The 20,347-nt window shown below is 25.4% G+C and carries 17 protein-coding genes; 1 reads left to right on the top strand and 16 read right to left on the bottom strand.

Features of this window, described 5'->3' with window-relative positions:
- Nucleotides 1-8: 8 nt before the first annotated feature.
- The 16 genes from HH195_RS03775 to HH195_RS03700 all read right to left on the bottom strand — a co-directional run bounded on the left by HH195_RS03775 (nt 9) and on the right by HH195_RS03700 (nt 18,415).
- The gene (locus HH195_RS03775; protein ID WP_196371635.1) at nt 9-686 is read right to left on the bottom strand and encodes a TerD family protein; all 678 of its coding nucleotides are present in this window, start codon (nt 684-686) and stop codon (nt 9-11) included.
- Between the two features lie 36 nt (nt 687-722).
- Entirely contained in the window at nt 723-1,331 is a 609-nt protein-coding gene (locus HH195_RS03770; protein ID WP_196371634.1) for a TerD family protein, read from the bottom strand.
- Between the two features lie 253 nt (nt 1,332-1,584).
- On the bottom strand, nt 1,585-2,913 hold the full coding sequence (locus HH195_RS03765; protein WP_207750878.1) for a toxic anion resistance protein: 1,329 nt from the start codon (nt 2,911-2,913) through the stop codon (nt 1,585-1,587).
- Between the two features lie 83 nt (nt 2,914-2,996).
- Nucleotides 2,997-4,559: a YceG family protein gene (locus HH195_RS03760; protein ID WP_243278559.1), complete on the bottom strand. Its 1,563-nt coding sequence runs from the start codon at nt 4,557-4,559 to the stop codon at nt 2,997-2,999.
- A 23-nt stretch (nt 4,560-4,582) separates the two neighbouring features.
- On the bottom strand, nt 4,583-5,680 hold the full coding sequence (locus HH195_RS03755; protein WP_196371632.1) for a sigma factor-like helix-turn-helix DNA-binding protein: 1,098 nt from the start codon (nt 5,678-5,680) through the stop codon (nt 4,583-4,585).
- 111 nt (nt 5,681-5,791) lie between these two features.
- Complete coding sequence (locus tag HH195_RS03750; RefSeq protein ID WP_055257924.1) at nt 5,792-6,046, bottom strand: hypothetical protein; 255 nt, start codon at nt 6,044-6,046, stop codon at nt 5,792-5,794.
- Between the two features lie 227 nt (nt 6,047-6,273).
- Nucleotides 6,274-7,056 (bottom strand): nicotinamide riboside transporter PnuC, encoded by a 783-nt coding sequence (gene pnuC, locus HH195_RS03745; protein WP_243278540.1) that lies wholly within the window; start codon nt 7,054-7,056, stop codon nt 6,274-6,276.
- 210 nt (nt 7,057-7,266) lie between these two features.
- Nucleotides 7,267-7,845, bottom strand: coding sequence for a zinc dependent phospholipase C family protein (locus HH195_RS03740; RefSeq protein WP_196371631.1), 579 nt, complete (start codon nt 7,843-7,845; stop codon nt 7,267-7,269).
- Between the two features lie 221 nt (nt 7,846-8,066).
- Nucleotides 8,067-10,367, bottom strand: a complete 2,301-nt coding sequence (gshAB, locus tag HH195_RS03735; RefSeq protein WP_196371630.1) for a bifunctional glutamate--cysteine ligase GshA/glutathione synthetase GshB — start codon at nt 10,365-10,367, stop codon at nt 8,067-8,069.
- A gap of 47 nt (nt 10,368-10,414) precedes the next feature.
- Nucleotides 10,415-10,723 (bottom strand): ArsR/SmtB family transcription factor, encoded by a 309-nt coding sequence (locus HH195_RS03730; protein WP_055257934.1) that lies wholly within the window; start codon nt 10,721-10,723, stop codon nt 10,415-10,417.
- A 214-nt stretch (nt 10,724-10,937) separates the two neighbouring features.
- Nucleotides 10,938-11,804, bottom strand: coding sequence for a DMT family transporter (locus HH195_RS03725; protein WP_196371629.1), 867 nt, complete (start codon nt 11,802-11,804; stop codon nt 10,938-10,940).
- Between the two features lie 269 nt (nt 11,805-12,073).
- Nucleotides 12,074-13,027, bottom strand: coding sequence for a carbohydrate kinase family protein (locus HH195_RS03720; protein WP_196371628.1), 954 nt, complete (start codon nt 13,025-13,027; stop codon nt 12,074-12,076).
- On the bottom strand, nt 13,020-14,483 hold the full coding sequence (locus HH195_RS03715) for a glycoside hydrolase family 32 protein (protein ID WP_196371627.1): 1,464 nt from the start codon (nt 14,481-14,483) through the stop codon (nt 13,020-13,022). The genes HH195_RS03720 and HH195_RS03715 overlap by 8 nt, the downstream gene beginning before the upstream one ends.
- A gap of 38 nt (nt 14,484-14,521) precedes the next feature.
- The gene (locus HH195_RS03710) at nt 14,522-15,517 is read right to left on the bottom strand and encodes a LacI family DNA-binding transcriptional regulator (RefSeq protein WP_256437754.1); all 996 of its coding nucleotides are present in this window, start codon (nt 15,515-15,517) and stop codon (nt 14,522-14,524) included.
- Between the two features lie 68 nt (nt 15,518-15,585).
- A complete protein-coding gene (locus HH195_RS03705) occupies nt 15,586-17,001 on the bottom strand; it encodes a PTS transporter subunit EIIC (RefSeq protein WP_196371625.1) in 1,416 nt (471 codons plus the stop codon).
- A gap of 268 nt (nt 17,002-17,269) precedes the next feature.
- Nucleotides 17,270-18,415, bottom strand: a complete 1,146-nt coding sequence (locus tag HH195_RS03700; RefSeq protein WP_196371624.1) for a transglutaminase-like domain-containing protein — start codon at nt 18,413-18,415, stop codon at nt 17,270-17,272.
- A 613-nt stretch (nt 18,416-19,028) separates the two neighbouring features.
- On the opposite strand from HH195_RS03700, the gene HH195_RS03695 reads away from it, so the two are divergent.
- Nucleotides 19,029-20,336: a 3D domain-containing protein gene (locus tag HH195_RS03695; RefSeq protein ID WP_196371623.1), complete on the top strand. Its 1,308-nt coding sequence runs from the start codon at nt 19,029-19,031 to the stop codon at nt 20,334-20,336.
- The last annotated feature ends 11 nt before the right edge of the window (nt 20,337-20,347 follow it).

Here is a 20,347-nt window from a genome sequence, read left to right as displayed (position 1 = left end):
TCTCTCCTTTAACCTTTATAAGAATTGTATAAACTTCTTATAGAGCTTTGCTTTAATTCACCTAAAGCCGAAAAATTCCATTCTTCCCCTTCTCTATAAAGGTCTGCAAATATTATTGCTGTATTGTTTTTACCATCTTCTGATAAATTATATCTACAAATCTCTTTTTCATTATTGTTTGCATCTAATAACCTTACATAGCATCTCTTTATCATTTTAAAACTTTGTCTTCTCTCATGCCCTTGATATATTACTACTGCAAATACTATTCTTTTACATTCTGGAACTATCTCTGATAAATTAACAAATATTTTTTCATCATCGCCTTCTCCCTCACCTGTTAAATTATCTCCATTTAAAAATATCCCTTTTGCCTTTTTAGATCCATAATAAACGATATTTTTATCTGATTTTACTAACTTTCCATTACTATCTAATAAAAAAGCTATTAAATCTAAATCGATATTAGCTCCTATTCTACTAGAATCCCATCCTGCACCTAATACTAAATTGTTTAAACTTGGATTTCTTTTAGTTAAATCTAAAACATCATTTTTCTTTAAATTTAAGACTCCAGTACAATCATTTCCACTTTGATTAGATGGATTCGTCCTTAAATCACTATATTTAATATTTTCTTCTTGAGAGTCAACCCCTATAAGCTTTTTAAAAAAATTAAATGCCATATACTCCACTCCCTTTACTAACACATAGAGTTAACTTTACATATATAAACTTAATATTCCATTTAAATCTGCAATCTTACCATCACCTAAAGCCTTAAAATGCCACTCATTGTTTTCTTTAAAAAGCTCCGCAAATACCACAGCTGTAGCTGTTGAGCCATTTTCCTTTAGATTAAATCTACAAATTTCTTTTTCACCATTTTTCTCATCTAAAAGTCTTATATATGAATTATCTATCATGCCAAAAGTTTGTCTTTTCTCTCTAGCCTCAAATATTGTAACCACAAAAATAATTTTTGACACACTCTCTTTTATTTGTCTTAAATCTATCTCTATTCTTTCATCATCACCTTCTCCAACTCCAGTTCTATTATCTCCACATAACTTTATCCCTTGGCTATTCATATTATTAAAATAGATAACATCTTCATTTACATTATTCACCTTTGCATTTTGCCCTAATAAAAAAGCTGATATATCTAAATCGAAAGTACTTCCATTTAAAGATATATCCCATCCTGCACCTAATACAACTTTTTCTAATCCTGGCTCTTTTTTAGTTAAATTTAAAATATCATTTTTCTTTAAATTCAATACTCCTGATTGATTATTACTTGAAAATCCACTTCCCAAATTTATAGCCATAATTTAGCCCTCCTTTTTTAATAAAAAATCTTTTAATATCTTATGAATCATTCTCTAAACAATATAATTCTTAATTTAATAAAAATACTAAAATTACAGTATTAATTTATGTTAAATTTTCATATTATGATATTAGCATAATTGTAACACATTAATGCCTTGTGTCAACATATAGTATATTGATTAATATAAGCATAATATGAAAATTTTTATTATTTTATCTTTTAAATATATTTATTTATAATTTGTTCAATTATATAACTATCTTACCTTTTAAATCTTTCTTTATATTCTCTAATCTTCCTATATTTTCATTCCTTTGAATCCTGTTAGCCTCTTCTATGGCTTTTGTTTCTTCTATTCCTTTTAATATAGTATTGTAAGTTTTTTCTAAAGTTTCTATATTTATAGAACTTGATGATGCCATTTTAGCTATTCTTACTGATTGTGCTGCTGTATTAGCTGCGTTTCTTTGAAGAAGTTCATTTGTTTTATCATCTAATTGTTTAATTGATTTAGCTTGAATCTCTTGTCTTTTAAGAATTATTGCTTGAGCTAGACATTGTTTAAAAATAGGAAGAGTTATTATAAATGATGAATTTATCTTTCTCATTAAATTAAAATTTGACATTTGAATATTTTGTATTGCAGGAACAGCTTGTATAGCAACATTTTCAGCAACTCTCAAATCATAAACTCTTTGTGATAACATCTCTTTAGATAGTTCTAATCGTTGCATCATCATACGTTTTTCTTCTTCATTTATATTATTTGCCAAATTATACTGATTTATATAATTATCAATCTCTTCAATCGCAAGTTCTCCAGCTACAATATACTTTTCTAAAAGCTTATAATATTCTACATTGCCATCAAATAATCTTTTAAGTCTATTATTTGATTCTCGTATTTCTCCTTCATATTTCCTAAGAATTACATACACTTTTTCAACTTCTATACCCATAGTATCATATTTTTGGAAAAGGTCTGCTACTGATGTTTGAACTTTTTTAAACATTTTACCAAAGAAAGATATTTTCCCTTCTTTTCCATCTTGGTTTTGAAGTTCCTTAACATCAAACTTATCCATTATTCTTGTTAAACTACTAAGCATCTCTGTTGCTTCCTCAGTTTTTACAGCTTTCATTGAATTTAATAGTTCGTCTGATACTTTAGATATTCCTTCACTTGCTCTTTGACCAAATTGAAGTATTGAGTTTGGGTTTTCTACATTAACTTCACTAGTTAAGTCTTGAACTTCTTTTAAAGACCTTAAATGCGTTTTATATTCATCCATTTGATTAAATATTGAATCGTCACTTACCATGCTATTATTATCCATATTATTTTGCATATTATTCATATTCATCAAATTTCCATTTGTTTGATTTTGATTCATATTGAAATTTGAATAATTATTGTTGTTTATATACTGAGTATTTTGCATATTACCTTGGTTATAATTTTGTCCACTTCCATAATTTATATTGTTTCCTTGATTATTCATATTGAAATCATTATTATTATTTTTATCATTAAATCCATTATTATTTTCTAAATTAAACATATCATTTTCATTCATAAATCTATTAATCTCCTTATTATTAATTATTATTTTTGATATTATATTATATAATAATCATTACTTAAATTGTATTCTAAGCACTAAAATTTAAAAAATTTAGATATAGCACCTACTTTTCCTTTTATATTTTTTGTTAACATAAGTTTTTTATATTTTGATTCATATTCCATTTTTTCAAGCCTTATATAATTAAATCTATCATTTCTTATTATTTTACCTAAATTGCTAAGACCTGATGGATTAAATATAATTATATCCAAACCTATTTTGTGAATATATGCCAAAATCATAACCATAGAATCTGAAATTACATTTTCATCATCTAAATATATAACTATTTTAGGAACATTAGATGTAAAATCAAAGTTATCTATGTGCCTTACTATAAGGTCATTTAATGACAATACTAAGGATAATAATTTTAAAATTTCTGTATCCTTTAACGGTTTAGTAAACAAACTCTTATCTAAAATAGTTTCATTAAATTTTTTTAATAAAAAATTTTGAGTTTCTTCACTATATTTTGAAAATTTATATATAGGAAGTTTTTTTATTACATCTATATCAAAAGTCCCGTCTCCTAATCTTAAAAACATTAATTTATACATATCATCATTAAAATTTTCATCCTTTGATATATATCCTGTATTAAAAAAAAGTGTATCTGAATTTTCAACACAATATTTTACAAGTTTTTGATAATTCAATATATCCTTATATTCTCCATCTATCTTATAAAAAAAGCAAGGTATTTTTACAGTATTTATATTTTTATCTACTTTAAATCCCTCTCTTAATTTTGCTGGTTCACTAAAGTAAGTATATATATCCTCTAAAATAGTATCTAAAAGTATTGACTTTGTATATCCGCCTCTAAATTGCCATGCCTTAAATATATCAATATCAGAAAAGAGCGTATCTTGTATATCTTTTTGTATTTGTTTTGTTATAGTCTGAGTTTTTTCTATATCTTCTCCCTTTGATGCTCTATAATCAAAAGATTCTACACTTAATATATTTAAATACTTTATGCATTTGCTTAAATTATCTCTATCTATTTCATTAAAAAATTCTTCTTTTAAAGGATTTATATAAATCACATCAAATCCCATCAAATAAAGCAATATTAAAAAGTAAATACTATGTCTTTCGATATCACCGTAATAAATACACTTAGGGTTTATCTCTTTATCAAAATTAATATTTCTTAAATAACTATATCCCCATACTATAAGTTTTGTTATAAAATTATTTCTTACACTTTCACTAAAGAAATTTTCATTATTTATAGATAAATTACAAACATATTCTAAAGCCTTTAAAAACTTATTATTTATTTCTATATTGTTTAAAATATTTATCTGCTCTTTAGAAATATTATATACATCCATACTTTCTATTTCTTTATATATATATTCTATAAGCTCCATTTCTCCAAGCAAATCAATAGAATTATCAAATACAATCGTTACATCAATATTTTCATTAACCTTTTTTTGAATCTTTTTTAAAATATTATTGTAATTATTAGTATCTTCTACTCCTATAAATCTATAAAATACATTTTCAAATTCTCCACTAAATGCATTTTCTCTATTATATTTACTTGTATATACTTTAGAAATTATATCCTCTAAGTCCACATTCAAGCATTCTTCACCCCACTTTAACAATAAATATTATTAAATTTTATTATTTCTTCTTTAATTAAAATATTTATTATATAACTTTTATCCTTCCCTACAATTTTTATAAATTTATCATAATTTATATGATTTATATCACCTGTATATATTTTAATGGAAGGTACAAAATTCTCTATTATTATCATAGATTTTAAATTATTTATAGCTATAAATATTATCTGTCTAACTCTTTCTCTTGTTATTCCATATTTATTTGCTATATCTTGCAAAGTTTTATACTTATGATATCTTAAAAATAAAATATTCTTCGTTCTATCATCTAATGACATTTGAAAATTTTCTATTATAGTATTTGGAGATTTCAATAAATTTATCTTTTTTAACAATTTTTTCAGATTATCTTTATTTATATTCTTTATATCCTCTAAATTTTTTCCTTGTATATCTTTAATTAGAACATTGTTTTCATTGTTTTCTATTTCAAAGATATTACATAAATTTGCAAGCGATAAATCCTTTACAAATGGATATATATCTTTAACATCAAACACTTCATAATTTCCATTAACATTATCCATAGCATAACATTCTAAAATAGAAACTATATCTCTAACCTTCCCTTCTCCAACTCCTTTTATATTTTTAAACTTAAATAACAAATTATTATCTATTTGTCCTATATATTTTATTGAATTTTCCTTGCAAAATTCTTTAAATTTATTGTACTTATCTTGCCAAAATACATAAATTATTTCTTGATTAGCATTAGAAATATTTACATGATTAAAATGATAGAACTTATTTAATACATATTCTCTATCTGAATAAATTTCCTTTAATTTAGATAAAATAGCATCTATCTTTCCTACCCCAATACCTTTGGTAGATTCAAATTGCTTAATAACATCTCTATTTAAATCACCTAACACTTTATATTTATTAATCCTACAAAATCTCCTAAAATTATAAAACTTATCATCTACAAAAATATCATCAATAAAAAACATATCTTCTTTTTTATTGATTTCCTTATTAATTTTATTTTCAGAGTTATTTTTTTTAGAAAGAGGTACCTCTAAAGCTTTGTTATAACTTTCTTTATTATAAATAGTCTTCATATATTCTCCTCCTCTTAATCATAAGTTTGTCTTAAGAAAATTTTATCATAATAGAATGAAATTTTAAATAAAAATCCATTAGTTTTACACTAATGGATTTTTAAGTTAATATTAATATATGTATTCGCTTAAAAGTGCATCAAATTCTCTTATTTCTTGCCAATTATAATAATTTATATTGTCTTTTGAATGATAATTTTTAAATTTATTTATTGATATTTTATACTTATCTTTATAATTTAATTCTATTTTTAAAAATTCATCATCCAAAAGAACTATATTAGTAACCTCTGAAAATTCTATACTAGGATCTTGATAATAAAATTTTACTCCACTAGCAAGTAAATTTTTAAATATATTTTCCATAATTACGTTTACCTTTCTAAAGATTATATTATTTTAACAATATTAATTAATAATAAGATTAAAATATATAATATTCTATGCATCTTTCTCTTAATATGAATATTAATGCTTAAAAATAATAAAATTATACTAATAATTATAGAAAATATCAATAACATTTATAGTCTTTTAAATATGTTAAAAGGTATGAAATAGACTTATTTCATACCTTTATAAATTGATATTTATTATTTACCATGTTCAGCTTTATCAAGTTTCTTCCACACAATAACACCATATATGGCATTTGTTAAGAATTGTATCCACATCATAGCTCCTGATAAAGAACTGATTGAAAATGATGTTTGAGTAAATAAAGATGTGAAATAAAGAATTGCTCCTACACCATCTGATAGTATCCAAAAGTACCAAGTTTCTCTAAATCTTTTTGTTGAAACTATAACTGCAAATATTGTTACAGTTGCTGTAAATGAATCTATATAAAATAGATGGTCAGCAGGTATTCTAAAACCTAATACTGGTTGTAATATATTTGGAAGGTTATATATAAATAACGCATATAATCCCCAAAGTATTAACACTCCTGGCACTATAAGTCCCATTTGTTTTTTACTTAAACTTCTAACCTCTATTGTTGATTCAGTTGTATTATCATGTTTTGTTTGTCTTGCACTTTTTCTCCATGCAAAATATCCATATATGTTCATCGGTAACATATATATAACATAAAGTATTACTTCAGCATACATATGATTTGTAATTGAAATGAATATGTAAAAACAACTGTTTACTATTCCCCATGCATAAGCTGCAACTTCTGCCCTTGCTGTATAAATTCCTGCAAAAAGTCCTGATATAGTGGATATAATTGATGCTATCGAAACAATAAGTATCGTTGCACTTAATGATTTTTCATTATATAGTCCCAAACCAAATGTGAATATATTGAAAAAAAAGAATACTATAAAGTATATTTTATGAAAAGTAGAATATTTTTTGAAAAAATTCATGATCTCTGCCACTCCTTAATTTTTTTCTTCCTTTACTATAATACGTATATATATATTAAATGTAAAGTATTTTTTTTATTTTTTTAATAACAAATAAAATTCATTAACTTTTTTCAAAAAATGTATTTTATCAATTCAGTTTTATTATTTTTTATAATTTAATTAAACTTACACTTAAAATGTAAATTTAATCAAATTATACTTTTTGTATTATTCTTTATAGTAATAAATCATTTCATCTAATATTTTAGATATAATTATTAAACAAATATTATAAGAATATTTCAAATCTCTTTTGTAAGTATCTAAATATTCATCTTTTTTATAATCTTCATAAATAGCACTTAAAAAGTCTTTTACATCGTCGAAAGAATTTAAATTTATATCTATATTTTTTTCAAAACTATACTTCCTTGCTATAAAGTTTAGTTTTTTTTCATAAGCAATATGAATAAACATGCTATGCTTAAATTCCCATCTCTCATCATGCGGTACACAAAAAAAATCACATATAAAATGACAAATAACTCCAAGTTCTTGACTAAAGTTACAAAAATATTTTTTTTTCTGTATTTCATCTAAGCTATTTATTTTTGATAATTTTTCTATTTTTTCTAATATTACTTCATAAGACTCTTTTCTATAATGTTTCCTTAATTTATATTTTGAAACCAAATCAGGCTTTATATTTCCATATATAAAATTTTTTTTCTTAATAATAGATTTTTTTTGTGGATCTAATGCATTATATATTTTTTTGGCAATTATAACATGTGTTCTTGGATCCATAAAATCACCTCCCTATAACTATCACTAGGCTTTGTATTACTTTAATTATACATCAAATAATTGCCTCTAAATTTTATTTTTAACTATGTTAAGTTATAATACTTATATAAATTTTATTCTTATTATCCCTTCTATTACTTATTTCAATTCATGAAAAAAGGTATTAAAAATAATAATATTATTATTTTTAATACCTCTGCAATAAAAATTTTCAATTTTACTTATATAAGGTTTAAAAGTTTCAAAACTTCTTTTGCTATATTCCTCTCTGTTCCCTTGTAAGGATATGAATGTATATGAATTGCTGGATTAAAATTAATCTCAATTATAGCATAAGGAGAATCCTCGCTTTTATAATCCTCTAGCATCATATCTACGCCACAAATCTTTGCTTTTGCAGCTCTTGCAGCTTTTATAGCTATTTCTTTAAACTTCTCTGGAATTAAATCAGTATAGTCTATACTATCTCCTCCAGTACTTATATTAGAGTTTTCCCTTAGATAAACAACCTCATCTTTTTTCGGAATATAGTCAAAATCCAATCCTCTTTGTTTTAAAAATAGTTTAGCATTATCATCTAAAGCTATCTTTTCTAATGGCTTTTTATAACCTTTACCTCTTAGAGAACTTTGATTTTTTATATCTATTAATTCTCTTATGCTCTTTTTCCCATCTCCAATACAATTAGCAGGAACTCTATGGAGTATACCACAAACTTTATCATCAATAACTAAAAATCTATACTCTTTTCCCTTTATAAATTCTTCTACCAAAACGGTATTATCGTTATTAAAAGCAAGTTTTAATCCTTCATGCAAATCATTTTTAGAAGCTCCATCTGGGAATATACTTATCCCTAAACCAAAATTTGTAGATTTTGGCTTAATAACAGAAGGTTTTCCTATAAAATCATCTATATTTAATTTTGCTTCTTCTATATTAGTAAACTCTTTGCCATTTGGCACTTTTATATTATTTTCAGCTAAAACTTTTTTAGTTACTACTTTATTTTCCATAATCAAAACTGTTATATAACTATCCTTAGAAGTTTTAGTTGCTTGTTTTACATATTCCTTTTTACCTCCTCTTTCCAGAGATATAAAATTATCATTTCTATCTACTACCGTTGTCTTTATTCCTCTTTTTATAGCTTCTTTCATAAGTATTTGAGTTGAAAGTTCTAAGTCCTCAAATCCCTGAAGTCTAAATCTGTTATTATATGCTTCTTTTTTATATTTTTTTGAAAGATTTAAGTTAAAATTCATAAACCCTTGCTTGCTTACTTCATCTTTTATTTTGTAAGCATAAGTTTTTCTATAATCATTAACCATTTCTTTTTTTTCTTCTATTATTTCATCTAAATTTAAGTTAAAATCACTATTTATGATAGACATTTTCTCTAGTATATAATGAGCCCATTGTCTTTTAGAAATACTTTCTCCATTCCTTAAAAGATTTACATCTGCCAAACCTAAAATACTTATATCTAATTGATTTTTTAAAGCTTCTTCTTGCCATAACTTATATGAGTTTTCCTCTTCATTAAGCAAAAATAATGTAAATAAATGTACAAATTTTAAATCATTTAAACTTATTCCCACTCTTTCCAAAGGATTAATGTCTATGCTTCTTATTTCTAAATAATTTATACCATCTTTTAAAAGAGATTCTTTAATGTTACTATTATCCTTAGCTTTTAATCTTATTTGACTATAAAACTCCTTATAATTTGATATATAATTATTATAAACAAAGCTATCTAAGCTCTCTATATACCCTCTAACACTATCATAATCAGCATATAAATTTGTGCTATTTTTATAACCTAATTTACTATTTCTATAAGATATAGCTTCCTTATCTCCATATATATCACAATTAATTTTATTAATTTTATTTAAGTCATCTTTTTCATAACTTTCATGTATTATTGGAGATGCACCTAATAAGTACACAATAAACCATCTATATCTTAAATAATTCCTTGTAACCTTTAAATATATCGAATCTTTAAAATCTCTATAAGATACATTTTTATCTTCTCTTTTTTCATACAATTTCTTTATAACAGTCTCATTAAATGAAAAGTTATAATGTATTCCTGAAATAAGTTGCTTTTTCACCCCATATTTCTTAGCTAATCCTTCTCTATAACTTCTAGCTTCGTTCCCCTTCTTATTTGAAGAATATTTGGCTATATTTATGTTTTCGCCTATAATGCTTGGCATAGATTCTGGCCATAAATACTCTTTTCCAATTTCTAGCGAAACTATATCATACAAAACATTTAAAGCATCAAAAACTTCTTTAGAGGTTTTCATAACAGGTGTTATCATCTCAACTTGACTTTCAGAAAAATCTGTTGTTATATATGGATTCTCTAATTTATCACCAAAAACATCTGGATGTTCTTTTGAAGATAAAATCCCATCTTTATCTATCCTTAAAGATTCTAGCTCTATTCCAAATCCTCCCTTTAAAAGTTCGCCTGAACTTACAAATCCTTTTATTGTATTTAACATAATCATCCTCCTAAAATTATTTTATCTTCGATTTTATATTATAAACATTAGAAACAATTCTCCTTTATACTATCATTAGTATCTGTAATTATATTCATTAAAAACAAAACTAACTTGTTCCCATTTGTAATATTTAAACTATAATAACTCCATACACCATCTTTCCTACAAACAACTAATTTGCATTCCATAAGAACATTCATATGGTGTGATAATGTTGGTTGAGTAAAATTAAATTCTCTTAATATAGAGCATGCACACATTTCTCCTTGAGATAACATATTAATTATTTTTAATCTACTAGAATTTCCAAGTGCTTTAAAAATTTTAGCATTTATCTCATATGTATTTTCCATTTCTTCTCCTTATATAGATATTTTTCTATATTAAGTATATAATCTATATATTATCCTTGTCAATTTTTATATTATAATATTGGCTTATAAATATATAGCTAATACATTATTTTTTATACATATAGATAATTATCAATTAAAGCTTGAATTTCAATTTATAAAAAACACCTTAAAAGAGTATCTTTTAAGGCATCTTATGTACAAAATAAATTTTCTATATTTTTTGTCTATCCACTTTTTTATTATAAAAATAACTTACTCCTGCAGCTGCAATAACTATTATATAACCTATTATACTATTTTCTCCCGGTATCTGACTAAATACCAAAACTGAAAATATTGTAGCAAATATAACTTGGCTATACCCAAATATAGATATATCTTTAGCAGCTGCATATTTATATGCAAGGGTTGTACCAAATTGTCCAAAAATTGTGCAAATACCTGCACATAATAAATATATTGTTTGAATTGTAGTCATTGGTGCGTAATCAAATATCATATATATACCACCAACTGATATCGATACTATAGCAAACCAAAATACTATTGTTTGAATACTTTCTTTCCCACCTAAATATCTTACACACGTAAACGCAATACCTATTGAAACAGCTCCTAAAATTGCCATAACGGCTGGAAATATAGGCATAGTAGACCCAGGTCCAAGTATTATAACAACACCAATAAATGCCATTGACAAAGCTCCAATTTGAAATCTTTTTATTTTTTCTTTTAAAAACAAAAAGCTAAATATTATTATAAAAAACGGACCTAACTGATTTAGCATAGTTGCATTAGGAAGCATAAGTTTATCTACAGCATAAAAGTTAGCTAAAGCTCCTAGTGTTCCAATACAACCTCTTAGAAGTAATATCTTTCTATTTCCTCTATGCCCCAAAACAGATTCTTTATTTTTAACTAAAAGAAATATAGCTAAAAACAGACATGGAAGATTTCTAAAAAAAACCTTTTGAATTACAGGAATATCTCCAGATAACTTTATAAACATCCCCATTCCAGCATATCCTAAAGCACTTATAATAAGAAGAATAGTCCCTTTTGTTATATTATTATTCATTACAATTTATAAAAAACTTAACCCCAGTTTCTTATATACTCCCTCCTTTATATTGTTCTAAATTCAAATACAAAACTATTCTAACATTTACAATAAGTAAATTCTACAATGAAAATACCCCTGTTTTACTAAATAAAATTGTTCACATTTAAATACCTTGTTTTTTTTAGACTTCTCTTTTATTCTCATTAATTATTTATAAAATCAAATAGAAATTCTTTAAAATAAAAAGCTATAACAATAACAATTGTTATAGCTTGTCTTAAATCTTATTTAACTAAATATCCTTCTAAATCTTTTTCTGTCGGAATAGAATCTATTGCTCCATAATTAGTACAAGTTATAGCCCCTACTCTATTAGCATAAGCTATTATTTCCTTCCATTTTTCAAAACTTATTTCATCTTTATTATCTATCTCATTAACCTTTTTTAAAACAGCTCCTACAAAAGCATCTCCAGCTCCTGTTGAATCTACCTGCTTTATTTCTATTGATGGAATTATTGCTGAGTTTAGACCATTACTTATCAATGTTCCTTGACTACCTAAAGTTATAGCAACTACTTTTGCTCCTATTTTATGAAGTTCTGAAACCCCTTCATTTAAATCTTCTTTTTTAGTTATTATTTTTATTTCTTCATCACTTAATTTTATAAAATCTGCTTTTTCAATGAAATTTTTACAATCAAGCACAAATTGTTCTAATCTATCTTCTAATATTAACGCATCCCTATAATTAGGATCAAAAGATACAAAAGCTTTTTTATCTAAAGCATGATTTAATAATTTATAATATGTGTTTTTAAGCTCACCATCTAAAAAACCTGTTGCAGAACCAAAATGAATAATATCTTTATTCTTTATTATATTAGTATTTATACTTGAAAAAGAGTATTCTCCATCTCCCCCTCTTATAAACTCAAAGTTTCTTTCACCATTTTCATCTATTGCAACAAAAGCTAAAGTTGTATGTCCTTCCATAACTGTCATATCAGTGTTTATATTAACTTCTTTAAGCATTTTAACTAAATATCTTCCGAAAGAATCATTTCCTACTTGACCTAAAAAGTAAGACTCTCCTCCAAGTTTTGATACAGCAGCTGCAACATTTGCAGGAGCTCCTCCTGCTTTTTTCTCAAAATTGTTTCCCTTTTCTAATCCTTTTCCTATATCTTTACCTATAAAATCTATTAAAAGTTCACCAATACAAAATACTTTATTCATTATAATTTACTCCCTTCAATGTCCAAATTTCTAGCTTATTTATATTAAGTTTTTCACCTAATCCATTTAATTTTAATCCTGTGCTATTCATTTTCACAAAAACTCTAGATGATAAAACATATTCTCCATCATTTATATAAATTTCAACAGCAGATTTATCAATAAATCCATGTAATTTTAAATTATTGCTTTTATTTAATATAAATTTTCTAATTCCATGAGGTCCCTGCAATATATTTTCTCTACTTATTACACAAATCCCATCATTAAAATATAAATCAAAATGTTCTTCTTCACCTTTAAACATTTCTATTTTAAAATTTAAATTCCTACTATCTTTTAACTCTAAAATAAACTCATAAGAATTTTTATTTATATTAGAAAATTCTAAAGATTCCTCAATAAAGTTATCTCTACAAAAAAACATTTTTTCTCTTAATTGTTTTATCTCATCTATTGGATTTTGATATATTTTATTGTTTTTCAAAGTTAATTTTCTTGGAATAGTTAAACAATGTATCCAATTTTCCTTTAAACTTATATGCTTGTCCTCATCTTGTTCTGGTACACCCATCCATCCAATCATTAAAATCCTATTTTTATCATCTTCAAAAATTTGAGGTGCATAAAAATCAAATCCCATATCTAATTCACAGAACTCATCATGATTAAACTTTAAAGTATCATAATTTAATTTTCCTATAATATACCCTGATTGATATATGTTTTGATACTTAAATTCCTCTTTCTTTAATCCTTGGGGAGAAAAGATTAAAACATCCTTATCTTTTAAAGTTACTATATTAGAACACTCCCACATATATCCAAAATTTTCTAAATGAGTCTTGACTTCTCCCTCTAGACTCCATTTTCTCATATCTAATGAAGAATATAATAAAACCCTACCCTTTAATTTGTCTGTTTGAGCCCCTATTATAAAATAATATTTTCCATTTTTAAAATATACTTTAGGGTCTCTAAAATGAGAAGTATATCCCTTAGGAACAGAATCTAATACCGCACCTAATTTTTTTACATCTCCATCTTTATTCATGATAGCTGCACATTGATAAGATAATCTATTACCATTCTCGTCTTTAACATTTCCTGTATATAAAAGTTCTAATACTCCATTTCTTTCGATTGCACTTCCTGAATAACATCCATTTTTATCATAATAATCCACCGGTGCTAAAACTACTTTAGGAATAGTATAATTTATAAAATCTTTAGTTTTAATAAGCCCCCAATGTTTAAATTTATGCTCGCAAGTAAATGGATTCCATTGAAAAAATATATTATATTCACCATTAAAAAAACTTAATCCATTAGGATCATTTATAAGACCAAATGGTGGTTGAAAATGATAATTATTTCTAAAATTTTCATTATTTTTTTCTTTTTTATAAAATTCTTTTGAATCTTTATTTATATCTAAAATACCCTTAAATTTCATAATATTTTACACCCTTATATTTTTTATTTTACCACTTATTATAATTTCCGTACACTATCCCTCTTTACTAATTGAATTGGCACATCTCTTAATTCCTTAAAACTTTTTTCCTCTATAAATGAAACCATTCTATCTGCTGCTTCAAAACCTAAAAATTCATAATCAAAACTTACTGTTGTAAGCGATGGATGAATAGCAGTTCCTATGTCATAACCACCAAAACCCGCAATCGAAATAGTTTCTGGGACTTTTATTTGTTTCTCCATAAGATATCTATTTACACCAATTGCAATATTATCTGTGGCACAAACTATAATGCTTGGATTAAAATAAACTGCCTTATGTGAATTTTCATAAGCACTTTTAAAACTAAAATCTGTTTCCACATAATTTATAGTAAAATCACTATTAAAAGCATCAAAAAAACCCTTTTTTCTATTTATTCCAACAGCTATATCATTTTCATTTACCCCCATATAAACTATATTTTTATGCCCTTGTTCTCTAACAAAGTCCCCCATAATATTCCCAGCTTTATAATCATCTATGCTTATACAATTTACACCATACTTTTCTTGTCCAGTAAATATAACTGGAATAGGCAACTTATTTACAAGCTTCACATGTTCTTGTGAAATAGCAAATGACATACCTATTATTCCATCCATTCCTTCTAAATATAATTTGTTTATACAATTTAATTCCTTTTCCTTATCTAAATCACTAGTTAAAATTATAGGTTGATACCCCTCCTTTTCTATCTTTTCAACTATCCCCTTTAATATTTTGCTCGCTGTAAAAGAATCTATTCTGGGCATTATTATTCCAATAAGACCACTCTTTTTACTTTTTAATCTTTTAGCAAAAAAATTAGTTTGATAGCCTGTCTTTTTTATAACTTTGGCTATTTTTTTTGTATTTTCTACGCTTACATAACCCCCATTTAAATATCTAGATACAGTACTTTTAGATACTCCAGTCATATTTGCTATATCTTGAATAGTTACCTTCATTTTCTTCCTCCTGTATGCTATAAAAAACCACCTCTTAATAAAGTAATTAAAGAATAAGTTAACCACATTTAGTTAACTTATTCTTTAAATTAATTCATCACTTCTTCTCCCTCTAAAGCACTAAGATTACTTTTATTTTCTTTATTAGGATTAAATAAGAAATAAGTTAAGCAAAAAGCTATTAAAAATCCTATTGCGTTTGCTATTAAATAAGTTCCTATTTTTCCAGTTCCTATATAAAGTAATGAACCTGGAACCGCTGTAACTCCCATACCATCTGCTGCAAGTTTCATAAATGCTGCAAATCCACCAGATGCTGCACCACCTATTAAAGCATAAACAAATGGTTTGAATAATATTAAATTAACTCCAAATATAGCAGGTTCTGTTATACCGAAAAAGGCTGGTATTGATGCTGATAAATAGAAAGAACGTTTTTTCTTATTTCTAGTTCTTAAAGCTACTGCTAAAGCTGCAGCACCTTGTGCCATAATTGTTCCTGTGATTATTCCATTAAATGCATCTACTCCTGTGTTTGAAATCAAGTTAATCTCAAAAGCATTAAACATTTGATGAAGACCAGTTACAACTATACCTTGATAAGTTCCACCTATTATAAAACCACCTATTCCAAATGGAAGTGCTATTAAACCTTCAAATAACATTAATAAGCCATTTTCAACTATATGCATTATAGGCCCTACAATTAGTAAACCTACCGTTACAGTAATCAATAAAGTTATAAATGGCGTTACTATTAAGTCTATAACATCTGGAACTACTTTTCTTATATTTTTTTCTAATTTAGCTGCTATAATTCCTAAACATAAAGCCGGAAGCACTGAACCTTGATATCCTGTTATTGGGATATTAATTCCTAATAAACTTAAATGTAACGGCTCCACTATCCCTGACGCAACAGAATATGCATTTGGAAGTTGTGGTGCAACAAGCATAAGCCCTATAATTATTCCTATAACAGGTGTTCCTCCAAATTTTTTACATGCTGACCACGCAATTAAAGCAGGTAAAAAAGCAAAAGCTGTATCTGTTAATACTTCCGTTAATGTATACAATGTCCCACCACTTTGCATTATACCAGCAGTAGTTAACATGCCTCTTATCCCCATAAATAACCCTGTCGCAACCAAAACTGGTATTATAGGCAAAAATATATCTCCAAAAGTTCTAGAAATCTTCTGAAGTACTGACATATCACTATATACATCTGCTTTTACATCACCTTTTTCTACACCATCTTGCATTAAAACATCGTAAACTTTATTTACAAATCCAGTTCCAAGTATTATTTGAAACTGGGCTGCTTTAAAAAAATGCCCTCTCACACCATCAATGTTTTCAATTGCTTTTTCATTGATTAAATTCTTATCATTAAGTATCAATCTTAACCTTGTTGCACAATGTTCTATAGATTTTATGTTTTCCTTCCCCCCTATATTTTTTAAAATTTCTCTAGCTACTCTTTGTTCTTTTTTTTCGCCCACTACAACTCCCCCTTATATGGTATTAATTCCATATATTATTAAAAATTTAATTATTAATAATTAATTATATTTATTATTACTTTTTACAATTAATATGATATCAATTCCATATTTTTTTGTCAATATTTTCATTGGAAATTTTAATTATTTTTTATATTAAATATAAATTTACTTTCTTTTACTGATATTAAGTCCTATTTATTCATAAATAAAAAACTGTATTCTTTAATAAATTAATATCAAAGAACACAGTTTTTTCATTTTCTCATTAACCCCATTGTCCTGCAATGCTTGCATCTTTATGATATTCATTAAAATCTGAGGAATTAAAGAAATTTCCTGCATCATAAAAAGTACAATCAACGTTAATCCATTTATTTTGTGATGGAATATATACTTGATTCCAAGCATGGCTAACCCATTGGGTTCCATCAAATCCTTCACCTGTAATAAGCCTTACTTTAAGTCCCGCATCTCTTGCCATTGCTACATAAAGAGAAGCATAATCAAAACAAACTCCTTCTCTTGTGTCAAAAGCTGCTATAGCACCTGATTTGAGATTTACATCACCTTCTTCAAGTTCTTGAGCCTTTTTATTATCATAGGTTATATTTTGTCCAACCCATTGATATATTGCATAAGCTTTAGCTTCATCCGTTCTTTTTCCAGCAATTATTTCTTGAGTTTTTGCATCTATTGCAGGAGATGATTTTACTGCTTGTGCTAATGTTACCCCATTATAATACGTAATAGCACCATTTGAATTATTATCGGATAATTCTCCATTATTTCCATTTTCTATTTTCAAAGAATTATTTAATAGTTTAGGAAAATTTTTAACTAAACTGCTATCTGTAATTTGCTCTACTATATTTGTATTTAAATAATTATAAATATTACTATTATCTATTTGATTTATTATATAAGTTGGTAAAGGTAAAAGTAATAAAGCTTTTATTATAAAAGCTGCAATTATTATATTTATTATTGAATTTGGAATAGCAAATATTACACCGCAAATTCTAGTAAAACCAGTACCTAAAGATTGCCCTAATCTATCTATTAGTTTTAATAATGGGTCAAATATAATTAGATTTATAAGCCTTATAAAAAGCATTATGATGTTATATAAAATTATAAGAAGAATTATAAATCCTATAATATAATAAATTCTATATGCTAAACCATTTAAATTATTTAAAAAAACTATATTACTTTTTATGTAATTTAAAATATTTAATATTATATTACTATTTATAGCACCTAATACTATAGTTACTAAAACAACAATATCCTTTTCTAAATTAAAAAGCTCATATTTACCACTCCTATAATTAAAACCCTTTATAAATCCTAAAAATATCGGAATCACAAATATTAAAACTAAAATTATACTTACTATATTAAAATTCATAAAATTAACCACATCCTAAGTTTATAAAATATAAATTAAATTTTTATATACACTATACTAGCATAATTATATGTATTTATTATGTCATAAATAAATTTCTGGTTTTAACTTAATTATTCTCAGATTATTATAAGTATTTATTATAGTATAAAAAGCATATTCTTGTAAAACAATTAAGCAAAAAATATTTTTAAACTCTTCATTTATGAATCTTTTCATTCATTTTTAATTTCATATTTTTTCCTTATTTTATGCTTGAAAATATTTCATTTTATTTGTTATAATCCCAAAAAAACTTTATAAATTTTAATTAATTTTAAAAAAAATTTATTATTTATCATTTTTTATTTTTATTTTAAATATATTAGAGTAATATTATCCTATAATAACCCTTCAAATCCGCTTTATATCTTATTTTTATGGTAAAGTATATTTTTTTCAAATTTAAATAATTATTGAATAAATTCTTCTGATTTTCTTCCTTTTTTTTCAATTTTTTTCTTAAATATTTTCGTATAATTTGCGTTAATTCCTTTTTTATATTATAATGAGAAAAAAGGCCTTGGAAAAATGAATAATTTATTTCTTTTTATAAGAGTCGGGAGGTATATATTTGAACAAAAAATTAATATCTGTACTAGTTGCATCTGGAATTTTATTCAACACTAGTACTTTAGTTATGGCAGCACCGTTAAGTAGTGCTACTAATACTACAACTACACAAGCAAGTTCAATTTCTAGCTCAAACTTAAACGATAATAAAGCAAAATATCAAGAGTTAGATAGCAAAATAAAGTCTTTAAGTTCAAACATAGATAATTTAAATACAGAAATTCAACAATTAAATGAAACACTAAAACAAAATACAATCGATATCGAAAATGTAAAAGCTGAAATATCAACAGCTCAAAGCAATATCAATACATTAAAAGAGCAAATTGCTAAAGACCAAGAGGTATTAGGCCAAAGAATCAGAGGTCTTTACATGCTAGATAGTTCTCAAAATGCTCTTACATACCTAATTACGTCAAAAAATTTTGGTGAATTTTTATCTAGAATGAATGCAGTAGTTAATATATATTCAGCTGATAAACAACTTATAAATGAGTTAAATGCTAAACAAGAACAATTAAATAGTAATTTAACAACCTTACAAAATAAAGAAAATTCATTAAATCAATTAAATAACTCAACAAAATCAAGTATAGAAGAACTTAACACTAAACAAAGTGAATATCAAAATCAAATAAATGAATTAAATGAACAAAAACAACAAGTTGCTTCAACAATTGCTTCAAACGAAGAAGAATTAATATCAAATTCTATTTCAACAATAAACACAAGTGATTCAATAAGCCAAATACAAGATGCTGTAAACTCATTAAAGCAATTAGTTACTCAACTTAGCACAAACTCTGTTATTACTAAAGCTAACAATGCTATAAATGAAGGTGAAAACAAAATACAATCTCTATCTTCTCAAACATCAAATAGTAGTACAAGCTCTAGTAATAATACTGCTACGGAATCTAATTCCACTAGCGTAGCATCAAGTAGTTCAAATTCATCATCTAATAATAATGCTGAAAATTCCACAATCTCTTCATCAAGTTCGGTTGGTTCTTATATAGCAGAATACTCTATGGTTGCTACAGCATATACTGGTGGTGGTTTAACAGCTATGGGACTTAAACCTGTTAGAAATCCTGATGGTATTAGCACTATAGCAGTAGATCCAAATGTTATACCTTTAGGATCAAAAGTTTATATTCCTGGCTATGGATATGCAATAGCCTCTGATACAGGTGGAGCTATAAAAGGAAATAAAATAGATTTATACATGAATTCTGAAAATGCGTGCTTAAATTTTGGAAGACAGACCGTTAAATTATATCTTGTAGCTTATCCTGGTAAATGGTAAACATTTATTAA

Source organism: Candidatus Sarcina troglodytae (assembly GCF_015708635.1).
In the GTDB taxonomy this organism is placed as follows: Bacteria; Bacillota; Clostridia; order Clostridiales; family Clostridiaceae; genus Sarcina; species Sarcina ventriculi.
The sequence above is the reverse complement of the archived record's forward strand: the minus strand, read 5'-3'. Positions and strand labels throughout refer to the sequence as shown.